The sequence below is a fragment of the Azospira sp. MPR-E4 genome (assembly GCF_058809645.1).
In genome coordinates this window covers 1-21976 of record NZ_JBXAST010000053.1, presented here as the reverse complement: position 1 = coordinate 21976, position 21976 = coordinate 1, and the positions used below count along the sequence as shown (strand labels likewise).

At 67.0% G+C, this 21976-nt stretch carries 19 protein-coding genes and 1 pseudogene; 11 read left to right on the top strand and 9 right to left on the bottom strand.

The genetic code is table 11. The features are described from left to right. A partial coding sequence (locus AC1RTA_RS13510; RefSeq protein ID WP_492784979.1) for an EAL domain-containing protein occupies positions 1-847 on the bottom strand: 847 nt, incomplete at its 3' end. Between the two features lie 746 nt (positions 848-1593). Between AC1RTA_RS13510 and AC1RTA_RS13505 the strand changes: the two are divergent. Next, positions 1594-1833, top strand: a pseudogene (locus tag AC1RTA_RS13505) (methyl-accepting chemotaxis protein); the annotation flags it as partial. 18 nt (positions 1834-1851) lie between these two features. Continuing rightward, on the top strand, positions 1852-2277 hold the full coding sequence (locus AC1RTA_RS13500; RefSeq protein ID WP_492784981.1) for a CZB domain-containing protein: 426 nt from the start codon (positions 1852-1854) through the stop codon (positions 2275-2277). Between the two features lie 16 nt (positions 2278-2293). Here AC1RTA_RS13500 and AC1RTA_RS13495 read toward each other — a convergent pair whose 3' ends face one another. From AC1RTA_RS13495 to hrcA, 5 genes are all read right to left on the bottom strand, one after another. Beyond that, entirely contained in the window at positions 2294-5278 is a 2985-nt protein-coding gene (locus tag AC1RTA_RS13495) for an ATP-binding response regulator (RefSeq protein ID WP_492784978.1), read from the bottom strand. A 198-nt stretch (positions 5279-5476) separates the two neighbouring features. Next, the gene (gene ald, locus AC1RTA_RS13490) at positions 5477-6568 is read right to left on the bottom strand and encodes an alanine dehydrogenase (RefSeq protein ID WP_014237190.1); all 1092 of its coding nucleotides are present in this window, start codon (positions 6566-6568) and stop codon (positions 5477-5479) included. A 67-nt stretch (positions 6569-6635) separates the two neighbouring features. Then, positions 6636-7079 carry a thioredoxin TrxC gene (gene trxC, locus AC1RTA_RS13485; protein WP_492784977.1) on the bottom strand — a complete coding sequence of 148 codons (444 nt, stop codon included), beginning with the start codon at positions 7077-7079 and terminating at the stop codon, positions 6636-6638. Between the two features lie 61 nt (positions 7080-7140). Beyond that, a complete protein-coding gene (gene hemH / locus AC1RTA_RS13480) occupies positions 7141-8244 on the bottom strand; it encodes a ferrochelatase (protein WP_014238089.1) in 1104 nt (367 codons plus the stop codon). Beyond that, complete coding sequence (gene hrcA, locus AC1RTA_RS13475) at positions 8244-9272, bottom strand: heat-inducible transcriptional repressor HrcA (protein ID WP_130458770.1); 1029 nt, start codon at positions 9270-9272, stop codon at positions 8244-8246. The genes hemH and hrcA overlap by 1 nt, the downstream gene beginning before the upstream one ends. Positions 9273-9400: 128 nt before the next feature. Between hrcA and AC1RTA_RS13470 the strand changes: the two genes are divergently transcribed. The 3 genes from AC1RTA_RS13470 to AC1RTA_RS13460 all read left to right on the top strand — a co-directional run bounded on the left by AC1RTA_RS13470 (position 9401) and on the right by AC1RTA_RS13460 (position 12824). Then, positions 9401-10279 (top strand): NAD kinase, encoded by an 879-nt coding sequence (locus AC1RTA_RS13470; protein WP_014238087.1) that lies wholly within the window; start codon positions 9401-9403, stop codon positions 10277-10279. Positions 10280-10282: 3 nt separating this feature from the next. Further along, positions 10283-11938 carry a DNA repair protein RecN gene (gene recN, locus AC1RTA_RS13465; protein ID WP_152088944.1) on the top strand — a complete coding sequence of 552 codons (1656 nt, stop codon included), beginning with the start codon at positions 10283-10285 and terminating at the stop codon, positions 11936-11938. 97 nt (positions 11939-12035) lie between these two features. After that, on the top strand, positions 12036-12824 hold the full coding sequence (locus tag AC1RTA_RS13460) for a putative metalloprotease CJM1_0395 family protein (protein WP_492784980.1): 789 nt from the start codon (positions 12036-12038) through the stop codon (positions 12822-12824). On the opposite strand, the gene AC1RTA_RS13455 is transcribed toward AC1RTA_RS13460, so the two are convergent. Genes AC1RTA_RS13455 through fur form a run of 3 tightly spaced genes read right to left on the bottom strand, consistent with a single transcriptional unit; the run spans position 12755 to position 14754 of the window. After that, the gene (locus tag AC1RTA_RS13455) at positions 12755-13606 is read right to left on the bottom strand and encodes a substrate-binding periplasmic protein (RefSeq protein WP_492784976.1); all 852 of its coding nucleotides are present in this window, start codon (positions 13604-13606) and stop codon (positions 12755-12757) included. The genes AC1RTA_RS13460 and AC1RTA_RS13455 overlap by 70 nt on opposite strands. 58 nt (positions 13607-13664) lie before the next feature. Then, the gene (locus AC1RTA_RS13450; RefSeq protein WP_014238083.1) at positions 13665-14231 is read right to left on the bottom strand and encodes a TMEM165/GDT1 family protein; all 567 of its coding nucleotides are present in this window, start codon (positions 14229-14231) and stop codon (positions 13665-13667) included. Between the two features lie 52 nt (positions 14232-14283). Next, positions 14284-14754, bottom strand: coding sequence for a ferric iron uptake transcriptional regulator (gene fur, locus AC1RTA_RS13445; protein WP_014238082.1), 471 nt, complete (start codon positions 14752-14754; stop codon positions 14284-14286). A gap of 181 nt (positions 14755-14935) precedes the next feature. Here fur and AC1RTA_RS13440 point away from each other — a divergent pair, with 181 nt between their 5' ends. The 6 genes from AC1RTA_RS13440 (at position 14936) to AC1RTA_RS13415 (ending at position 21929) form a co-directional block, all read left to right on the top strand. Beyond that, positions 14936-15379, top strand: a complete 444-nt coding sequence (locus AC1RTA_RS13440) for an outer membrane protein assembly factor BamE (RefSeq protein WP_492784975.1) — start codon at positions 14936-14938, stop codon at positions 15377-15379. Between the two features lie 3 nt (positions 15380-15382). Then, a complete protein-coding gene (dapB, locus tag AC1RTA_RS13435) occupies positions 15383-16189 on the top strand; it encodes a 4-hydroxy-tetrahydrodipicolinate reductase (RefSeq protein WP_014238080.1) in 807 nt (268 codons plus the stop codon). A 247-nt stretch (positions 16190-16436) separates the two neighbouring features. Then, entirely contained in the window at positions 16437-17585 is a 1149-nt protein-coding gene (gene carA, locus AC1RTA_RS13430) for a glutamine-hydrolyzing carbamoyl-phosphate synthase small subunit (protein WP_014238079.1), read from the top strand. A 3-nt stretch (positions 17586-17588) separates the two neighbouring features. After that, positions 17589-20795, top strand: a complete 3207-nt coding sequence (carB, locus tag AC1RTA_RS13425; RefSeq protein WP_014238078.1) for a carbamoyl-phosphate synthase large subunit — start codon at positions 17589-17591, stop codon at positions 20793-20795. A 69-nt stretch (positions 20796-20864) separates the two neighbouring features. Then, positions 20865-21341, top strand: coding sequence for a transcription elongation factor GreA (greA, locus tag AC1RTA_RS13420; protein WP_014238077.1), 477 nt, complete (start codon positions 20865-20867; stop codon positions 21339-21341). 96 nt (positions 21342-21437) lie between these two features. Beyond that, positions 21438-21929 carry a DUF4149 domain-containing protein gene (locus AC1RTA_RS13415; RefSeq protein ID WP_492784974.1) on the top strand — a complete coding sequence of 164 codons (492 nt, stop codon included), beginning with the start codon at positions 21438-21440 and terminating at the stop codon, positions 21927-21929. Positions 21930-21976: the final 47 nt, after the last annotated feature.

Here is a 21976-nt window from a genome sequence, read left to right as displayed (position 1 = left end):
TGCCGGTGTCGAGCAGGGCATGGCGGGCGGGCAGGCATTCCCGGGCCGGGCGGGCCAAGTAGTAGCCCTGCAGCTGGTCGGCGCCGGCGTCGATGGCGATGGCCAGCTGGTCCGCCGTCTCGATGCCCTCGAAGACCACCCGGGCCTCCAGGTCGTGCACGATTTCCACCAGGCGGGGCAGCACGCGCCGGGCCTTGGGATTGGTGCCGGCCTCGACGATGAGGCTGCGGTCCAGCTTGACCACGTCCGGCTCCAGTTGCCACAGGCGGTCAAAGTTGGAATGGTGGCGGCCGAAGTCGTCGATGGCGATGCGGTAGCCCCGGGAACGGTAGTTGGCCACCGCCTCCTTGATGCGGCCGGAGTCGTCGATGGCGCTTTCCAGGATTTCCAGCACCACCCGCTCCGGGGTCAGGCCCAGGCGTTTGAGGATGGCTTCGAAGACCAGGCCGTGGTCGCCGGAAATGGCCAGCAGGTGCCGCGGATGGATGTTCAGGTAGAGGTCGCCGCCGCTGCTCTTGGTCTGCAGCAGGTAGTTGAGGGCGTGCACGGTGCGGGCCAGGCGGTCGAGGAAAACGATTTCCTCCCCGTCCGTGGGCAAAACGAAGACGGCTTCGGGGGCGAGGGGGCTGCCGTCGGCAGCGGTGGCGCGGAGCAGGGCTTCGTGGCCGGAAACCTGGCCGCTGCGGGCGTCGGTGATGGGCTGGAAGGCGCTGTCCAGGGTGAGGCCGGCAAAGCGGCCGGTGACCCGGTTGTGGGCGAGGCTGAGGGAGTCGCCGGGGCTCAGGTGGGTGCCGTACTGGCTGCGGTTACGGTCGTTCAGGTAATGGACGAGATCGGTCAGGGGCATGGTGTTCTCCGGAATCTGGTGATGTGCTTGATGAGCTGCGCCATGGGCGGACGCTGGGTCTGGCGGATGGTGTCGGGCACATTCGACAAGGGGGGCAGGCGTTCCGGCGGGTCATGGTGTTCTCCTGGGTTGGGAGCGGATGGCCGAACTTTAGGCCATCTGCTTAAGCGTTAAAAAGACTTAATAGTCTTTTGTTTATTCTGTATGGGAATAACAAGTGGACGGAGCCGTTTTTAGCCTGGATCAAATGCAAGGGGGTATAGCCGAGTAAAATGCTCAACTATTAAATCCCGACAAATTTTGTCGGATATTCTCAGGAGAGCATCATGTTGTGGGGCAAAAAGCAGCGGCGGCTGGCGCAATTGGAGCAGGAAGAGCGGCAGTGGGCGGCCCGGGACGAGCAGGCCCGGGCAGAAATCCAACGCCTTGAGGCCGAGGCCGGACAGTGGCGGCAGCAGGCGGAAAACCTGAAGCAGGAGCGCCAGAGCCTGGGCCGGGTGTTCGGCAGCCTGGATGCCTTCGGCGCCTCCCTGGCCGGGGTCAGCCAGTCCTTCGTCGGCCTCGCCGGCCACCTCAACCAGGACAAGCTCTCCGCCGCCGAGGCCGCGGGCCAGGCCCTGCACAACCGGGAATCCTTCGCCCGCATCGCCAGCAACCTCACTTCCCTGGTGGAGCACCTGGGCCACTCCTCCCGGCGGGTGGAAGACCTGGCCCGGCGGGCCGGGGAGATCGGCGGCATCGTCCAGCTGATCAAGGAGATCGCCGACCAGACCAATCTGCTGGCCCTCAACGCTGCCATCGAGGCGGCCCGGGCCGGCGAGGCGGGCCGGGGCTTCGCCGTGGTGGCCGACGAGGTGCGCAAGCTGGCGGAGCGCACCACCCGGGCCACGGTGGACATCGGCACCCTGGTCACCACCATCCAGACGGAAACCGGCGCCGCCCACGACGCCATGCAGGCCGGCGCCGGCAATGCGGCCCGCTTCGCCGCCGACAGCGAGGCGGCCATGCGCAGCATGGAAGCCCTGCAGGGCCTCTCCGCCGCCATGGAGTCGAGCGTGGATGGGGCCGCCCTGCTGGCCAATGTGGAACTGGCTAACCTGGAGGAACTGAGCCTCAAGCTGGAGGTGTACAAGGTCTTTCTCGGCATTTCCGGCCTGCGCCCGGACCAGGTGCCGGACGAGACCGAGTGCCGTCTGGGACGCTGGTATTACGATGCGGAGGTGAAGGCCCGCTTTGCCCGCCTGCCCGGCTACAGCGCCCTGGAATCGCCCCACCGAGCGGTGCACCAGCGGGCCCGCCAGGCCCTGGAGCTGCACTACGCCGGCCGCACCGAGGAATCCCTGCAGGCCCTGGCGGCCATGGAAGAGGCCAACCAGACCGTGATGGCAGGCATGGGCCCCATGCTGGGCCACGCCCTCTCCGGCCGCTGAGCTGCCGTGCGGCGCCTTAGCCGGGGGCCGTTGGAGTCGACGGGGCTGGCGGGGCCGGCTCGTTTTCCGGCAGGGGCAGGGTGAAGCAGAAGCTGGCGCCGTGGCCGGCTTCGCCCCGGGCCTCGATGCTGCCGCCGTGGCGATGCACCACCCGCTGCACCGTGGCCAGGCCGATGCCGATGCCGGGGAATTCGTCCTGCCGGTGCAGCCGCTGGAATGGCTGGAACAGCTTGCCCACCTGGGCCATGTCGAAGCCGGCGCCGTTGTCCGCGATGCAGAACTGGATCTGCTTTTCCTGGCGCCGGGCATGCACCCGGATCAGGGGCGCCGCAGTGCGGGCCGTGTATTTCCAGGCATTGCCCAGCAGGTTGCGCAGTACCACCTCGATCATGCGGATGTCGCCCCGGGCCGCCAGGCCGTCTTCCACCTGCCAGGCCACCCGGTGCCCGGGCTCGCTGCGCGCCAGTTCCTCCAGGATGCGCCGGGCCAGGGCGGAGAGGTCGATGTCGTCCCGCCGCAGTTCTTCCCGGCTGCTGCGGGAGAGGGTCAGCAGGCCCTCGATCAGGGCGCCCATCTGCTGGCCCGAGGCGATGATGTGGTCGAGGAATTCCCGGGCCTCCGCCGGCAGGGCGGTGCCGTGGTCCTCGATGATGGCCCGGCTGAAGCCGGTGATGGCCCGCAGAGGCGCCCGCAGGTCGTGGGAAACGGCGTGGGCAAAGCTGTCCAGTTCCCGGTTGGCGGCCCGCAGCTCGGCGGTGCGCTCTTCCACCCGCCGCTCCAGGTCGGCGTTGAGACGGTGGATTTCCCCTTCCGCCTCCTTGCGCCGCTGGATGTCCTCCACGGCGGCGATGAAGTACTCCGGGCTGCCGTCCGCCGCCCGTACCAGGGAGACGGTGAGGTTGATCCACACCAGGTGGCCGTCCCGGTGACGGTAGCGCTTTTCCATGGCGTAGCTGTCGATCTCGCCGGCCAGCAGCCGATGCATCTGCTCCAGGTCGCTGTAGAGGTCGTCCGGGTGGGTGATTTCCTGGAAGGTGCGGCCCAGCAGTTCTTCCCGGGGGTAGCCGATAATGTCGCAGAGGCGCTGGTTCACCAGCAGCCAGCGCCCGTCCGGCGCCACATGGGCCATGCCCACGGCGGCCTGGGAAAAGGTGGCGCGGAAGCGCTTTTCGCTCTGCCGCAGCAGGTCCGCCGCCTGCAGCCGTTCGGCGAGCAGGCTGCCCACCCGGGCCAGCAGTTCCTCCACCGAGAAGGGCTTGTTGAGGAAGTCCTGCACGCTGTCCTGCAACAGGCGGATGCGCAGGTCCTCGTCGGCCTTGGCGGTCAGGATCACCACCGGCACCCCGGCCAGGGCCGGCTCCTGGCGCAGGGCCTGGACCATGCGGTCGCCGCTGAGGCGGGGCATCATGACGTCGCTGACGATCAGGTCCGGCGTCTGGCGACAGGCCATTTCCAGGCCTTCCTGGCCGTCCCGGGCGGAGGCGACGCGGTAGTGCCGGCCCAGGGCCTCGCAGATGAAGGCGTTCATGTCCGGGTTGTCTTCCACCACCAGCACCAGGGGCAGGGCCGCATCTGCCCGGCCCTGGCGGTGTTCCGGTAGTGCCGGGGGCGGCTGCAGTTCTTCCAGGGCCTGACGGCTGAGGTCGCCGGGAAGGGCTTCGCCCTGGGCCTGCAACTGGGTGCCGGGAGGCGCCAGCAGGGGCAGTTCCAGGATGAACAGGGCGCCGCCGGAGGGGGCGGCATCGATACGGACGCTGCCGCCATGGAGCTGGGCCAGTTCCCGCACGATGGCCAGGCCCAGGCCGGTGCCGCCGTGGTGGCGGCTGCTGCCGCCCTCCACCTGGCGAAAGGGCTCGAACACCTGCTCCCGCATGGTTTCGGGAATGCCTGGTCCGTTGTCTTCCACCTCGATCCGGGCCTGCCCGCCGGCCGCCGTCAGGCGCAGCTGGATGGCGCCGCCGTCGCCGGCGAATTTGAAGGCGTTGGAAAGAAGGTTGAGCAGGATGCGCTGGTACTTTTCCGTATCCACCTGGGCCGTCAGGTCCGGCGGCGTGGTCACGGCGTAGTGGATGCGGCGGCCTTCGGCCAGGGAATCGAAGTGGGAGGCGATGACCCGGGTCAGGTGCGCCAGGTCGCCCTCCGTGTAGTGCATGACCATGCGCCCGGCTTCCAGCTTGGCCACGTCCAGCAGGTCGCTGACGTGCCGGTAGAGCATGCGGGCGTTGCGTTCCACCACCTCCAGGTCCCGCCGCAGGGCGGGCGCCAGGTCCGGGTCGGCCAGGTGCTTGCCGACGGGGCCCAGGATCAGGGTCAGGGGGGTGCGCAGTTCGTGGCTGATGTTGGCGAAGAACTGGGTCTTCAGTTCATCCAGTTCCCGGGTTTTCTCGTAGAGCCGGGCCAGCTCGGCGTTGGCCTGGTGCAGGCGCAGGTTGTTTTCGGCGATGGTCTTGGAGCGGGCGTAGATGTCCGCCTCCATCTTTTCCGCCTGCTGCCGGAGGGAGTCGGTGATGCGGCTTTGCTCCAGCTTCTGTTCCCGCAGCATGACGAACTCGGTGACGTCCTCGGCCTTGTGGATGATGTAGTGCAGCCGTCCCTCGGCATCGAGCACCGGGGTGTTGATGGGCGTCCAGTAACGCACCTCGAAGCCGCCGCCCTGTTCCGGCGGGCGCCGGATATCGTATTTTTGCACCGGCATCAGGTCGGGCTGCCCGGTCTGCAGCACCCGTTCCAGGGAGGCCCGCAGGTTGTGCACGCCGTCGGCGGCGGGATCGTCCGGGTTGTCCGGGAAGATGTCGAACATGTCCCGCCCCAGCATGTCCTCCCGCCGGGTCAAGGTGGCCTCGGTATAGGCGCTGCTGACGGCGATGACCCGCAGTTCCGGGTCCAGGGCCAGGCAGGGGGTGGGGATGCATTCGAAGAGGGCCTGGAAATCAGGGGGGGCAAAGGAGTGCTCCCGGGGCGTCCGGGATGTGGCGCTGCCTGCCTCGGTTGGACTGCTCATGCCGCTACCTCCAGGGGCCCGGTATGCGGGGCCGGGGGCGCCGCCGCACGCTACAGCTCGGGGAGTGATCCGCCGGTTCGGATGGCTTGCATCGCACCGGAGTTGATGGGTTTGACTTTCTCCTTTTCGAGGGGGCGGATCAAGGGCTAGTTCCCCGGGGCTATGACCAGGGTCATAGCCCCTTGGTGAGGGCCGGGCTCAACCCGGATTGCCCTGCAGGGCGGCGGCCACCGCCCCGTGCACGATGCGGCCGGCGTTGACGTTGAGGCCGGCGGCCAGGTGGGGATCGTCCGCCGTGGCCTGCCGCCAGCCCTTGTCGGCCAGGGCCAGGACGAAGGGCCGGGTGGCGTTGTTGAGGGCCTGGGCCGAGGTGCGGGGCACGGCGCCGGGCATGTTGGCGACGCCGTAGTGGATGACCCCGTCCACGACGTAGGTGGGGTCCGCATGGGTGGTGGGGCGGGAAGTCTCGACGCAGCCGCCCTGGTCGATGGCTACGTCCACGATGACGCTGCCGGCCTTCATCTTGCCGACCAGGTCCCGGTCCACCAGACGCGGCGCGGCGGCGCCGGGCACCAGCACGGCGCCCACCAGGAGGTCGGCGCGGACGGCGTAGGCTTCGATGGTCTCCCGGGTGGCGGCGACGGTGCGCACCCGGCCCGGGTACTCCCGGTCCAGGGCCTCCAACTTGGACAGGGACAGGTCGAGCACCGTCACTTCGGCCCCCAGGCCCACGGCGACGCGGGTGGCGTGGCTGCCGACGACGCCGGCACCGAGCACCACCACGTGGGCCGCCGGTACCCCGGGCACGCCGCCGAGCAGCACGCCGCGGCCGCCCTGGGCCTTTTCCAGCCAGTGGGCGCCGACCTGTACCGCCATGCGCCCGGCCACCGCCGACATGGGCGCCAGCAGGGGCAGGCCGCCGACGGCGTCGGTGACCGTCTCGTAGGCCAGGGCGGTGCAGCCGGAATCCACCAGGGCCTGGGCCTGGCGCGGGTCCGGGGCCAGGTGCAGGTAGGTGAAGAGGGTCAGTTCCGGGCGCAGGTAGGGGAATTCGGCCGGCTGGGGCTCCTTCACCTTGACCACCAGATCGGCACGCCAGGCAGAAGCCGCATCGGGCACGATGGTGGCACCGGCAGCGGCATAGGCGCCGTCGTCGTAGCCGACACCCTGGCCGGCCCCCTGTTCCACCAGCACCTGATGGCCCCGGGCGGTGAGTTCGCGGACGGTGGCCGGCACCAGGCCGACCCGGTATTCATGGACCTTGATTTCCTTGGGTACGCCGACCTGCATGGAAGTCTCCTTGGGCAAAGGGCTGCCGTTCAGTGTGCCATAGCCGCCGTGACGACGGCATGACCGCCTAGACGTCCACGCTACGCAGCCAGCGGATCAGGTTGGCTGCATCCATGGCGCCGGCCTGGCGGGCCACTTCCCGGCCGCCGCGGAAGAGGGCCAGGGTGGGAATGCTGCGGATGCCGAAGCGGGCGGCCATGGCCGGTTCGGCTTCCGTATCCAGCTTGAGCAGGCGGTAATGGGGTTCCAGTTGCCGGGCCGCCTGGGCGAAGGCGGGAGCCATCATGCGGCAGGGGCCGCACCAGGGGGCCCAGAAATCCACCAGCAGGGGCAGGTCGGAGCGGCCCAGGTGGGCCTCCAGGGCGGCGCTATTGACTGCCAGGGGCTCGCCGGTGAACAGCGCTGTCTTGCAGCGGCCGCAGGTGGGCTGTTCGGTCAGGCGCTGGGCCGGCAGGCGATTGACGGCCTGGCAGTGGGGGCAGACCAGGTGCAGGGATTCGGGGGCGGCCATGGCGGGCTCCTTGATTAGAGTTGTCTAATATGGAGACGCCGCCCCGGTCTTCAAGAGGGGGTCAGCGGGAGGCGCCCCGGGCCTGGGCCCGCAGGGCGCTTTGCTCCAGGGCCGCCTGGTCCGGGGCTTCCCGGGTGGGCCAGCCTGAAAGGTGCGTCGTGACGATGTCGGCGAGGGCCTCGATCCAGTCCGGCCGCTCGTTGAGGCAGGGGATGTAGCCGTAGGTCTTGCCGCCGGCAGCGAGGAAATCGGCCTTGCCCTCCATGGCGATCTCCTCCAGGGTTTCCAGGCAGTCGGAGGTGAAGCCGGGGCAGATGACGTCCACCCGTTCCACCCCTTCCTTGGCCAGCCGGTGCAGGGTGGGGGCGGTGTAGGGCTGCAGCCATTCGGCCTTGCCGAAGCGGGACTGGAAGCAGATTTCCACCTGCTCCTTGGGCAGGCCCAGGGCTTCGCTGAGCAGGCGGCCGGTCTTCAGGCATTCGCAGTGGTAGGGGTCCCCCAGTTCCAGGGTGCGTTTGGGGACACCGTGGAAGCTCAGCATGAGACGGTAGGAAGGGCCGGGCTGGCCGTTCTCCGCCCAGTACTGGCGCACGCTGGCGGCCAGGGCGGCGATGTAGCCGGGATGGTCGTGGAAATTGCGCACGGCGCGGATTTCCGGCTGGTTGCGGCTCTGCTGCAGCCAGGCGTAGGCCGCATCCAGGGCGGTGGCCGAGGTGCTGCCGGCGTACTGGGGATAGAGGGGCAGCAGCAGGATGCGGGTGCAGTTCTGCTGCTTCAGCCGCTCCAGGGCATCGGCCACGGAGGGCTGGCCGTAGCGCATGGCGTAATCCACCACCAGGCGGTGGCCGGCCTGGCCCAGGGCGCCCTTGAGCAGCTTGGCCTGGCGTTCCGTGTGTACCCGCAGGGGCGAGCCTTCGGGCAGCCAGACGGAGGCGTACTTGGCCGCCGACTTGGCGGGGCGGGTGTTGAGGATGATGCCGTTGAGGATGGGCCACCAGATGAGGCGGGGAATCTCCACCACCCGGGGGTCGGAGAGGAATTCCTTGAGATAGCGGCGCAGGGCCGGCGCCGTGGGGGCGTCGGGGGTGCCCAGGTTGATCAGCAGAACCCCGGTCTGGGGGGCGGTGCCATGCTTGAATTCGGGTTCCGGACGGAAAAAGGGCATCAGGTATTGGCCTGGTAGGTAAGGGCGGAGGAGAGCAGCTTGGCGGTGATGTCTACGATGGGGATGACCCGCTCGTAGGCCATGCGGGTGGGGCCGATGACGCCGACGGAACCCACCACCTGGCCATTCACCTCGTAGGGGGCGGTGACGACGCTGCATTCGTCCAGGGGCGCCAGGCCCGATTCGCCGCCGATATAGATCTGCACACCGTCGGCGTTGTTGGAGATGTCGAGCAGGCGCACCAGGCCGGTCTTCTGTTCGAAGAGGTCGAACAGCTCCCGCAGCCGCTTCATGTTGGAGGAAAGTTCCTCCACTTCCAGCAGGTTCTTCTCGCCGGAGATGACGTACTGGCTGGCGCTGTCGTTCAAGGCCTGGTTGCCGGCCTCCAGGGCCGAGGCCATGAGGATCTTCAGGTCGTCCTGCAACTGCTGGATTTCGCCGGTGAGGCGCTGGCGGATTTGGTCGAAGTCCAGGCCGGCGTAATTGTGGTTCAGGTAATTGGCCGCCGTTGTCAGCTCCGACGGCGAGTAGGGCCGTTCGGTGAGCAGGATGCGGTTCTGCACGTCGCCGTCGGTGGTGACGATGATGAGCAGGATGCGCTTTTCCGAGAGGCCGAGAAACTCGATCTGGCGGATGGTCGGCGTCTTGCGCCGCGGCGTCACGACGATGCCGGCAAACTGGGTCAGTTCCGAGAGCAGGTGGGAGGCGTTGCCGATCAGCTGCTGGGGCTGGGTCTGGATCAGCTGCCCTTCCATCTCGTGGATCTGGTTTTCCTGCAGGGGCTGCACCGCCAGCAGGCTGTCCACGAACAGGCGGTAGCCCCGGGGCGTGGGAATGCGGCCGGCGGAGGTGTGGGGGCTGGCGATGAAACCCTGCTCCTCCAGGTCCGCCATGACGTTGCGGATGGTGGCCGGCGACAGGTCCAGCCCGGAGAAGCGGGAGAGGGCGCGGGAGCCCACCGGTTGGCCTTCGGCGATGTACCGTTCGACCAGGGTCTTGAGCAGGATGCGGGCGCGGTTGTCGAGCATGAATCGATTTTACCGAAAATCGCCGGGGCCGCCAGGAGTTGCATCCGCGCTGTGCCGCCGGGGGCGGGGGGTTTTGTGGTTTAATGCGGGCCATGAAAGGCTCCGGTCACCATTCCCCTTCGCGTCCCATGGCACTTCCCCGCACCATTGCCCTGATTGGCAAATACCACAGCCCGGAAATTGCCGAATCCCTGCGTTCCCTCGGCCAGTATCTGAGCGAGCGGGGCGTCTCGGTGCTGGTGGAGGCCGATACGGCCGCCAATGTGGGGGAAAGCCGCTGGATGACCGGCGATTTCCAGTTCATCGGCGCCCATGCCGACCTGGCCATCGTCCTCGGCGGCGACGGCACCATGCTCAACGCCGCCCGCCACCTGGCCCGCTACAAGGTGCCCCTGGTGGGCGTGAACCAGGGCCGCCTGGGGTTCATGACCGACATTGCCCGCTGCGACATGCTGTCCTGCATGGAAGACCTGCTGGACGGCCGCTTCGTGCCGGAGGAGCGCCTGATCCTGGACGCCGAGGTGATCCGGGACGGCAAGGAAGTCTGCGCCAACCAGGCCCTCAACGACGTGGTGATGGACAAGGGCGCCATCGGCCGCATGATCGAATTCGAGCTGTTCATCGACGGCGAGTTCATCTACAACCTGCGGGCCGACGGCCTCATCATCTCCACTCCCACCGGCTCCACCGCCTACGCCCTCTCGGCCAACGGCCCCATCCTGCACCCGACCCTGGGCGGCATCGCCCTGGTGCCCCTCTGTCCCCATTCCCTGACCAACCGGCCGATCACGGTGTCGGACCGCTGCGAGATCGAGTTGCGGGTGATCCAGTCCGCCGACGCCCGGGTGCACTTTGACGGCCAGGTGGCCTTCGACATCCGTCCCGACGACTGCGTGCGCATGCGCCGCTCCGCCTACAACGTCTGTTTCCTGCACCCGCCCGGCTACAGCTACTTCGCCATGCTGCGTCAGAAGCTCCACTGGAGCAAACGTCCCAAGGGGCCCTGAACCATGCTGCAACGTCTGAACATTCGCGATTTCGTCCTGGTGGACCGGCTGGAGCTGGATTTCCAGGGCGGCTTCGGCGCCCTCACCGGCGAGACCGGCGCCGGCAAGTCCATCCTGGTGGACGCCCTGGCCTTCGTCCTCGGCGAGCGGGCCGACAGCGGCCTGCTGCGGGCCGGGGCCGAGAAGACCGAAGTGGGGGCCGAGTTCGACATCCGTGCCCTGGCCGAACTGAAGTCCTGGCTGGCGGAGAACGACTTCGCCGCTGACGATGACCTGCTGCTGCGTCGCATCCTGGATGCGGGCGGCCGTTCCCGGGCCTACATCAACGGCTCTGCCGCCACCCTGCAGCAACTGCGGCAGGCCGCCGAATGGCTGGTGGACATCCACGGCCAGCACGCCCACCAGTCCCTGTTGCGGGGCGAGGCCCAGCGCCAGCTGCTGGACGCCCATGCCGGCCATGCCGACCTGGCCCGCAGCGTCGGCGAAGCCTGGCGCACCTGGCGCGACGCCCGGGATTCCCTGGACGCGGCGGCCGAAGGCGGCGAAGCCCTGGCCCGGGAGCGGGAACAGCTGGAATGGCAGGTGCGGGAACTGGAGACCCTGGCCTTCTCCGCCGACGAGTGGGAAAGCCTCAACCAGGAACACAAGCGCCTGGCCCATGCCGCCTCCCTGCTGGAAGGGGCCCAGTTTTCCCTGGGCCTGCTGGCCGAAGGCGAGGGGGCCTGCGAAGCCCAGGTGCGTGCCGTGGCCTCCCGTCTCGACGGCCTGGCCGAATATGATCCGGCCCTGAGTGAAGTGGCCCAATTGGTGCAGTCGGCCGAAGCCGAGCTGGCCGAAGCCGTCAGCGCCCTGCGCCGCTACGCCGACCGGGTGGATCTGGACCCGGCCCGCCTGGCTGAGGTGGAACGCCGCCTGGAGGCCGTCATGGGCTGCGCGCGCAAGTTCCGCGCCCTGCCGGAGGAACTGCCTGAACTGCTTTCCCGCTGGCAGCAACGCCTCGCCGAACTGGGCGAGGCGGGCGATCTGGCGGCCCTGCAGGCCAGGGTGGATGCGGCTCGCCAGCAATACGACAAGGATGCGGCCAAGCTCTCCAAGGCCCGGGCCAAGGCGGCCAAGGCCCTGGGCGACGAGGTCAGCCAGGGCATGCAGGAACTGGCCCTGGGCGGCGGCCGTTTCGAAATCGCCCTGGTGCCCGTGGCCGGCGGCAATGCCCACGGCCTGGAAAACATCGAATTCCGCATCGGCGGCCTGGCGGGCAGCGAAGCCCGTTCCCTGGCCAAGGTGGCCTCCGGCGGCGAACTGTCCCGCATCAGCCTGGCCATCCAGGTGGTCACCAGCCGCCAGGCCAGCGTCCCCACCCTGATTTTCGACGAGGTGGACGTGGGCATCGGCGGCGGTGTCGCCGAGGTGGTGGGGCGCCTGCTGCACCGCCTGGGCCGGGAGCGCCAGGTGCTGTGCGTCACCCACCTGCCCCAGGTGGCGGCCCGGGCCGACTGGCAGTGGCAGGTGGCCAAGTCCAAGGAGGGCGCCGCCATCAAGAGCCGGGTCACGCCCCTGGACGCAGCGGGTCGGGTGGAGGAAATCGCCCGCATGCTGGGCGGCGTGGAAATCACCGCCACCACCCGGCAGCACGCCAAGGAACTGCTCGGTCAGGGCTGAGCCCGACTTGGCCCCGGCCCGGGGGCTGGGCTATGGTGAGGTAATCTACTTTCCCGCAAACGGGGCTGTCGCCCCGCTGCAGCCTTGAGTGTCTGCCATGATCGGCTCCCTCTCAGCTTCCGGCATTGCCAGTGTCTATCCCGTCGCCACGGGAGGCGTTGCCGCACCCGTGCAGCGGCCGGCGGCCGGCGGCGCCCAGGCGGCCGAGAGCGGCAGCGGGGCATCCTCGTCGGGCAGTGGCAGCGCGGCGGCCTCAGGTGCCGAGTGGAACGGGGGCTACGGCCAGTCCCTGGGCAAGAACCCCTTCGCCGCCGCTGCAGGGAAGAGCGAGCTGTCGGAGGACGAACAGCGGCAGGTGGAAAAGCTGAAGGAGACGGACCGCAAGGTACGCGCCCACGAGCAGGCCCACATCGCTGCCGGCGGCGCCCTGGTCCAGGGCGGTGCCAGCTATACCTACGACAAGGGGCCGGACGGCCGCATGTATGCGGTGGCGGGAGAGGTTTCCATCGATGTGTCGCCGGGCCGCACGCCGGAGGAAAGTCTGGCCAAGGCCCAGCAGATCCGTGCCGCCGCCATGGCGCCGGCCGATCCTTCGCCCCAGGACCGGCGCGTGGCGGCAGGTGCCGCCAGGCTGGAGAGCAGCGCCCGGGCCGAGCAGGCGAAGCAAGAGGCAAGCGAGGCGGCTGCGGCCCAGGAGGGAAGCGGTTCCGCCGGAGGTGTGTCTGGAGAGCAAGCATCGGCGCCGGTTACGGCCGAGGCTGCCGTGGCAGTTCCGTCCGGTGCGGCTTCTGGCGGTGGGGCCAGGGGAGAGGCGGCCTATCGGCTGGAGAGCGTGGGCGTCAGGGAAACGGCCGTTTCCCGTTCCCGCGTCGATCTCTTCGCCTGAGGCGCGGATTCCGCCGCGGGGCGGTAGCGCTGCACGGCATTCTCGAAGAAGCCTTCGCCGCGCAGTTTTTCCACCGCGCTGCGGATGCGGGGCAGATGGCCGAGTTGGGGGGATTTCTTCGACATCTGGGCCCACACCTCGGTCTTCTGCAGCATCAGGCGCGGCCAGGGCTGGCTCGGGTAGCCCCGCTTCTGCAGCAGGTGGTGCAGGGAGATGCTGTTGCCGGCGATGGCGTCCAGGCGGCCGCTGAGGAACATGTCCACCAGGGTTTCGTAGTCCCGCACTTCCACCTTGTTCAAACCGGCGTCGCCGTCGAAACGGGGGTTGAGGCGGATGTCCTTGACCAGGCCGATGCGCAGGCCCTGCAGGTCGTCATAGCTGCGCAGGGTGCTGCCGGGGCGGGCCAGCACCAGGGTGTGGAAGCTGAAGAGGTAGCCCGCGTACTCGACATAGGCATCCCGGTCGTCGGAGCGGATCAGATAGGTCAGGTCGCAGTCGCCGCTCTGCAGTTCCTTGCCGACCCGGCCATAGGGCAGGGTGTTCAGTTCCAGGCTGAGGCCGGTTTCCCTGGCCAGTTCCCGGCTGATGTCCACGAACACGCCGCTGAGCTGGCTCTTGCGCTCGTTGCCGCCGTCCCGGCTGTAGTAGGCCCAGGGTTCGCTGTGCATGAGGCCCACCCGCAGGCCGGCTGTGGCCGTATCGCCGCTATGGGCGAGAGCCGACAGGCCCAGGCAGAACAGGGCCAGCGCATGGCGGGACAGGGATCGACGGGAAAACCCCATGGAGGCGCATAGGCGTAACGATGTAGAACAAAAGTTATACCCCGCCCCTCCCGGGGGGTCAAGCGCCGGTGGTCAGCAGGGTGGCGCCGCCGGTCAGGACGAAGACCAGGGCGGCGAGGCGGCGGATCCAGTCCAGAGGCAGGCGATGGGCCAGCTTTTCGCCGATCAGCACGGCCGGCACGTTGGCGATCATCATGCCCAGGGTGGTGCCCAGGACCACGGCGGCCAGGGAATCGAAGCGGGCGGCCAGGGCCACCGTGGCGAACTGGGTCTTGTCCCCCATCTCCGCCAGGAAGAAGGCGATCAGGGCCGTGATGAAGGCGCCGCGGGCCAGGGTCTTGGGGGTCTCGTCGTCGTCCAGGGTGTCCGGCTTCAGGGTCCACAGGCCGAAGGCGATGAACAGGATGCCCACCGACCAGCGCAGGATTTCCGGACTCAGCAGGGAGGCGACCCAGGCTCCGACGGAACCGGCCAGGGCATGGTTGGCCACGGTGGCGACGAAGATGCCGGCGATGATGGCCCAGGGCCGGCGCAGGCGTGCCGCCAGGACGAAGGAGAGAAGTTGGGTCTTGTCGCCGATTTCAGCCAGGGCGACCAGCAGGGTGGAGGTGAGGAGGGCGTCCATACAAAATAAAAGCCGGGGCAAGCCCCGGCGTCATGGCAAAGGAATGGGAGGGTCAGGCGTCGTGGGGCAGGTGGTGCTTGTCCACGTGGGCTTCCGGGGAGTTGCGGTGGGGACAGTTTTCCTTGAGGCACTCGGCGTAGAGGTAGAGGGCGTGCTCCTGGATGGCGAAGCCCCGTTCCTTGGCGATCTTGTTCTGGCGCCGCTCGATCTCGGGGTCGTAGAACTCTTCCACCCGGCCGCAATTGACGCAGACCAGGTGGTCGTGATGCTTGCCCTCGTTCATTTCGAAGACGGCACGGCCGGATTCGAAAAAGTGGCGTTCCAGGATGCCGGCCTGCTCGAACTGGGTCAGGACCCGGTAAACCGTGGCCAGGCCGATGTCCATGCCTTCGGCGATGAGGAGCTTATAGACGTCTTCGGCGGAGAGGTGGCGGACGTTGCTCTTTTCGAACAGGTCCAGAATCTTGAGTCGGGGAAAGGTGGCCTTGAGACCGATGCTCTTCAGGCTCTGGGAATTGCTCATGTCGCACCCTATTTGATAGGTTGGTCTGATTTTTTGGGCTATGATATACCGATTCACTTTGCTTGGACACCGCTGGAATCCAGCGTTTTGCCGCATGAGTCGCTTCCATATCCCTGCCTTTGATGGCCATTTCCGCCATAGTTCCCGGATTTTCCTTTCGGCCCTGGTCGTTTCCTCGACCTTGATCGCCGGATGCTCCGTTCCCCGTATCGTCACCGAATACAAAATCGATGTGCAGCAGGGCAATGTCCTGACCCAGGACATGGTGGCCCAACTGCGCCCCGGGCTGAGCAAGGACCAGGTTCGCTACATCCTGGGGACGCCCATGTTGATGGACATTTTCCACGGCGAACGCTGGGATTACGTCTATCGGCTGGAAAAGGGCAAGACTGGGGAAACCGAGACCCGCAAGTTCTCCGTTTTCTTTGCTGACGGCAAGCTGGCCCGCGTCGGTGGCGACGTGGTGGCGGCCCAGGCCGGCGAGGCCGGCGGTGACGTGGTGCCGCCGACCCGGCAGCAGGTGATCGACCTTGGGTCCATTCCCGAGGACGGAAGTGTGCAGGCGCCGCCGCCCGACAGCGAGCGGGGCTTCTTTGGACGAATGCTGGATAAGGTTGGACTGTAATTCATGAGCAAGTTGCGTATCGCCGTGGCCGGGGCTTCCGGCCGTATGGGCCGGATGTTGATCGAAGCCACCCTGAAGGATGGCGAAGTGGTGCTGGGCGCCGCCTTTGACCGCCCGGGCAGCCCCGCTGTGGGCAAGGACGCGGGCGACCTGGTGGGCCAGCCCTGTGGCATCCAGGTGCTGGATAGCGCCGAGGCCGCCCTGAAGCAGGCCGACTGCCTGATCGACTTCACCCGCCCCGAAGGCACCCTGGAGCACCTGGCCCTGTGCCGCAAGCTGGGCGTGGCCATGATCATCGGCACCACCGGCTTCGACGAGGCCGGCAAGGCCGCCATCCGCGACGCCGCCCAGGATATCCCGGTCGTCTTCGCCCCCAACATGGCGGTGGGCGTGAATCTGGTGTTCAAGCTGCTGGATGTGGCGGCCCGCATTCTCAATCAGGGCTACGACATCGAGATCGTCGAGGCCCACCACAAGCACAAGATCGACGCCCCTTCCGGCACCGCCCTGCGCATGGGCGAAGTGGTGGCCCATGCCCTGGGCCGGGATCTGAAGGAATGCGCCATCTACGGCCGCGAAGGCGTCACCGGCGAACGGGATCCTTCCACCATCGGCTTTGCCACCGTGCGCGGCGGCGACATCGTCGGCGACCACAACGTGATGTTCTGCGGCACCGGCGAACGGGTGGAGATCGCCCACAAGGCCGGCAGTCGCATGCCTTACGCCCTGGGCAGCCTGCGGGCGGCCCGCTTCCTGGCGGGCAAGAAGAACGGCCTGTTCGACATGCAGGACGTGCTGGGCCTGCGCTGAGTCTCCTCCGGAGTCGGTCGCGAAGCCGCTCTAGGCCGTGAAGTGCTGCGCCGCGATTGCTCCAAAAGGGGGCAGTCGGCTATAATAGTGCGGTTAAAAAATCAATTCGTGAAAGCGGGAGGGCGCTGAGCCCATCCCGCTTTGCGTATGTACCCCGGTGAAACCGGTCCTGCCTGTGTGGCGGCAGGGCTGTCCGGGGTCCGACAGCGCGTCACGAGTACCACGAATTCGCCGCCCGGAGTCTTTTGTGTCCCTGCTTCCTGCCTTTTCGCCCGCCCTGCTTGCCCTGGCCGACGGCACCGTGTTCCGCGGTTACGCCATCGGTGCCGAGGGCACCACCAGCGGTGAAGTGGTGTTCAACACGGCCATGACCGGTTACCAGGAAATCCTGACCGACCCGTCCTACTGCCGTCAGATTGTCACCCTCACCTATCCCCACATCGGCAACACCGGCTGCAATGCGGAGGACTTCGAGTCCCGCGCCAACTTCGCCGCCGGCCTGGTCATCCGCGACCTGCCGATCCGCGCTTCCAACTGGCGTATCGAGCAGACCCTGCCCGACTATCTGAAGCAGCATGGCGTCGTTGCCATCGCCGGCATCGACACCCGCAAGCTGACCCGCATCCTGCGCGAAAAGGGCGCCCAGGCCGGCTGCATCATCGCCGGCGTGGCCGACGAAGCCAAGGCCTTGGCCGAAGCCCGCGCTTTCCCGGGTCTGGCCGGCATGGACTTGGCCAAGGTGGTCAGCGTCGATTCCCCCTACCAGTTCAGCGAAGGCGAGTGGACCCTGAAGGGTTACGCCGCCGCCCCCGCCGCCAAGTTCAAGGTGGTGGCATACGATTACGGCGTCAAGACCAACATCCTGCGCATGCTGGCTGCCCGCGGCTGCGACGTCACCGTGGTGCCGGCCCAGACTCCTGCGGCCGAGGTGCTGAAGTACAAGCCGGATGGCGTCTTCCTCTCCAACGGCCCCGGCGACCCCGAGCCCTGTGACTACGCCATCACCGCCATCCGTGAAATCCTGGCGGCCGGCGTACCCACCTATGGCATCTGCCTGGGCCACCAGCTGCTGGCTCTGGCTTCCGGCGCCAAGACCCTGAAGATGAAGTTCGGCCACCACGGTGCCAACCATCCGGTCAAGGATCTGGACACCAACCAGGTGCTGATCACCAGCCAGAACCACGGCTTTGCCGTGGATGCGGACACCCTGCCGGCCAATGTGCGGGCGACCCACGTGTCCCTGTTCGACGGCTCCCTGCAAGGCATCGCCCGCACCGACGTGCCGGCCTTCTCCTTCCAGGGCCACCCCGAGGCGAGCCCGGGCCCCCACGATGTGGCCTATCTGTTCGACCGTTTCATCAAGCTGATGCAAGACAAAAAGGCCGAGGGAAAGTAACTCATGCCCAAGCGCACAGACATTAAGAGCATTCTCATCATCGGCGCCGGCCCGATCATCATCGGTCAGGCCTGCGAGTTCGACTATTCCGGCGCCCAGGCCTGCAAGGCCCTGAAGGCCGAGGGTTACCGGGTCATCCTGGTGAACTCCAACCCCGCCACCATCATGACCGACCCGGAAACGGCCGATGTGACCTACATCGAGCCCATCTCCTGGAAGGTGGTGGAAAAGATCATCGAAAAGGAGCGTCCCGACGCCCTGCTGCCCACCATGGGCGGCCAGACTGCGCTGAACTGCGCTTTGGATCTGGCCAAGCACGGCGTGCTGGAGAAGTTCGGCGTCGAGCTGATCGGCGCTTCCGAGGAAGCCATCGACAAGGCCGAGGACCGGGAAAAGTTCAAGGCCGCCATGACCAAGATCGGTCTGGGCTCCGCCCGTTCCGCCGTGGCCCACTCCATGGAAGAGGCCCTGCAGGTGCAGGCCATGATCGGCTTCCCGGCCATCATCCGTCCCTCCTTCACCCTGGGCGGTTCCGGCGGCGGCATCGCCTACAACAAGGAAGAGTTCGTCACCATCTGCGAACGGGGCCTGGAAGCCTCGCCGACCAAGGAACTGCTCATCGAAGAGTCCCTCATCGGCTGGAAAGAGTATGAGATGGAAGTGGTCCGCGACAGCAAGGACAACTGCATCATCATCTGTTCCATCGAGAACCTGGACCCCATGGGTGTGCATACCGGTGACTCCATCACTGTGGCCCCGGCCCAGACCCTGACGGACAAGGAATACCAGATCATGCGCAACGCCTCCATCGCGGTGCTGCGCGAGATCGGCGTTGATACGGGCGGCTCCAACGTGCAGTTCGCCATCAGCCCGAAGGACGGTCGCATGATCGTCATCGAGATGAACCCCCGGGTGTCCCGTTCCTCCGCCCTGGCCTCCAAGGCCACCGGCTTCCCCATCGCCAAGGTGGCGGCCAAGCTGGCTGTCGGCTACACCCTGGACGAGCTGGCCAACGAGATCACCGGCGGCAAGACCCCGGCCTCCTTCGAGCCCTCCATCGACTACGTGGTCACCAAGGTGCCCCGTTTCGCTTTCGAGAAGTTCCCCACCGCCGATTTCCACCTGACCACCCAGATGAAGTCCGTGGGCGAGGTCATGGCCATCGGCCGCACCCTGCAGGAATCCCTGCAGAAGGCCCTGCGCGGCCTGGAAGTGGGTGTGGACGGCTTCGACGAGAAGACCACCGACCGGGAAGTGATCGAGACCGAACTGGCCGAACCCGGCCCCGAGCGCATCTGGTACGTAGGCGATGCCTTCCGCATCGGCATGACCCTGGACGAGATCCACCGCCTGACCCACATCGACCCCTGGTTCCTGGCCCAGATCGAGGACCTGCACCTGAAGGCCAAGTCCCTGGCCGGCCGCAGCGTCGATTCCCTGTCCCGGGAAGAACTGCTGGTGCTGAAGAAGTGCGGCTTCTCCGACAAGCGCCTGGCCAAGCTGCTGGCCACCACCCAGACCGCCGTGCGGGAGCGTCGCCACGCCCTCAACGTGCGTCCGGTGTTCAAGCGCGTCGATACCTGCGCCGCCGAATTCGCCACCAACACGGCCTACATGTACTCCACCTACGAGGACGAGTGCGAGGCCCAGCCCAGCGACAAGAAGAAGATCATGGTCCTGGGCGGCGGTCCGAACCGCATCGGCCAGGGCATCGAGTTCGACTACTGCTGCGTGCATGCCGCCATGGCCATGCGCGAAGACGGCTACGAGACCATCATGGTCAACTGCAACCCGGAGACCGTGTCCACCGACTACGACACCTCCGACCGTCTGTACTTCGAGCCCCTGACCCTGGAAGACGTGCTGGAAGTGGTCAATGTGGAGAAGCCCGTCGGCGTCATCGTCCAGTACGGCGGCCAGACCCCGCTGAAGCTGGCGCGGGACCTGGAGGCCAACGGCGTGCCCATCATCGGCACCAGCCCCGACATGATCGACGCGGCCGAAGACCGGGAACGCTTCCAGAAGCTGCTGCACGAGCTGGGCCTGAAGCAGCCGCCCAACCGCACCGCCCGCAACGAAGCCGACGCCCTGGCCCTGGCCCAGGAAATCGGTTATCCCCTGGTGGTCCGCCCCTCCTACGTGCTGGGCGGCCGGGCCATGGAAATCGTGCATCAGCAGTCCGACCTGGAGCGCTACATGCGCGAGGCGGTGAAGGTCTCCAACGACTCTCCGGTGCTGCTGGACCGCTTCTTGAACGACGCCTGCGAAGTGGACGTGGATGCCCTGTCCGACGGTGACGAAGTCATCATCGGCGGCGTCATGGAACATATCGAACAGGCCGGCGTGCACTCCGGCGACTCCGCCTGTTCCCTGCCGCCTTACTCCCTGACCAAGGAAGTGACCGACGAGCTGCGTCGCCAGACCAAGCTGATGGCCAAGGCCCTCAACGTCTGCGGCCTGATGAACGTGCAGTTCGCCATCCAGAACGACACCGTGTATGTGCTGGAAGTGAATCCCCGCGCCTCCCGCACCGTGCCCTTCGTTTCCAAGGCCACGGGCCTGCAGCTGGCCAAGATCGCCGCCCGCTGCATGGCCGGCCAGAGCCTGAAGAGCCAGGGCATCACCAAGGAAGTGATTCCGCCTTACTTCTCCGTCAAGGAAGCGGTGTTCCCCTTCGTCAAGTTCCCCGGCGTCGATACCATCCTGGGACCGGAAATGAAGTCCACCGGCGAAGTCATGGGCGTGGGCACCACCTTCGCCGAAGCCTTCGTCAAGAGCCAGCTGGCGGCCGGCGTCAAGCTGCCCACCGGCGGCAAGGTGTTCCTCTCCGTCAAGGATTCGGACAAGACCAAGGCCGTGGATGTGGCCCGTGACCTGCACGCTGCCGGCTTCACCATCCTGGCGACCCGGGGTACCGGTGCCGCCATGGAAGCGGCCGGCATTCCGGTGACCGTGGTGAACAAGGTGACCGAAGGCCGTCCCCACATCGTGGACATGATCAAGAACAACGAGATTGCCCTGATCATCAACACGGTGGACGAGAAGCGCCAGGCCATCAACGATTCCCGCTCCATCCGGACTTCCGGACTGGCCGCCCGGGTCACCATGTACACCACCATCTGGGGTGCCGAGGCTGCTGCCGCCGGTATCCGCCAGGGTGGCGAACTGGTGGTTTATCCCATCCAGGCGCTGCACGCCCAGATTTCCTGATCAATCCTAACCCTCGCCGCCGGGAACGCCCCATCGGGGCGCCGGCGGTTTTGCTTTGATAGACGCGCTATGAGCAAGATTCCTCTGACCGTTAAGGGCGCCGAGAAACTTCGCGCCGAACTGCACCGCCTGAAGACGGTGGATCGGCCCAATGTCATTGCCGCCATTGCCGAAGCCCGTTCCCACGGCGACCTCTCGGAAAATGCCGAGTACGATGCCGCCAAGGAGCGCCAGGGCTTCATCGAGGGCCGGATCCAGGAAGTGGAAGGCAAGCTTTCCCATTCCCAGATCATCGATCCCCAGGCCCTGGATGCGGACGGACGCTGCGTTTTCGGCGCCACCGTCGATCTGGAGGACCAGGATTCCGGTGCCCAGGTGACCTACCAGATCGTGGGCGAGGATGAGGCGGACATCAAGGAAAGCAAGATTTCCTTCAACTCCCCCCTGGCCCGCGCCCTGATCGGCAAGTATGCCGGCGATATCGCCCAGGTGCAGGCTCCGGGCGGCCTGCGGGAGTATGAAATCCTCGACGTGCGTTACGAATAAGTCCGGCGTAACCCATCATGTCCCGGGCCCTGTTCAACCGATCTGCCGCTGTCCTGGCAGGGGTGGCAGGGCCTTGGTTTTTGTCTTGAACCAAAGATGACCAAGCCTGCCGTCCTGTCCCGCCTGGCCACGGCGCTCTGCCGCGGACTGCTGGTCCTCTGGGTCGGTGCCCTGTGGGCGGTGGGTTACCTGGCCGCGCCGGCGCTGTTTGCCAGCCTGCCCAGGCTGGTGGCCGGGGAAGTGGCGGGCAAGCTGTTCTTCATCGTCGGCTGGATCGGCATGGTGGCCGGCATCCTGCTCCTGGTTTATGTGCGTTACACCCAGGTGGCCGGCCGCGAGCGGCGGCTGCGTCTGCTGTTGCTGTCGGTGTTGTGGCTGCTGGCGGCGGCCCAGCTGTTCTGGCTGCAACCGGTGATTGCCGGCATCAAGGCCCAATTGCCTCCTTTGCCGCCGGACGTGGCGTCCCTGGGGCCGGAGTTCGCCTTCTGGCATGCCTTGTCCAGCGCCCTCTACCTGCTGCAGAGCCTGGCGGGGCTGATTCTGGTGATGCTGGGGGGAGTGGAGAGCCGGCGGCCTGCTGTGGCCTGACCACCGGCGTGCCTGTTCAGGCCTGGAAGCTGCGCTTGGTGCGGCGG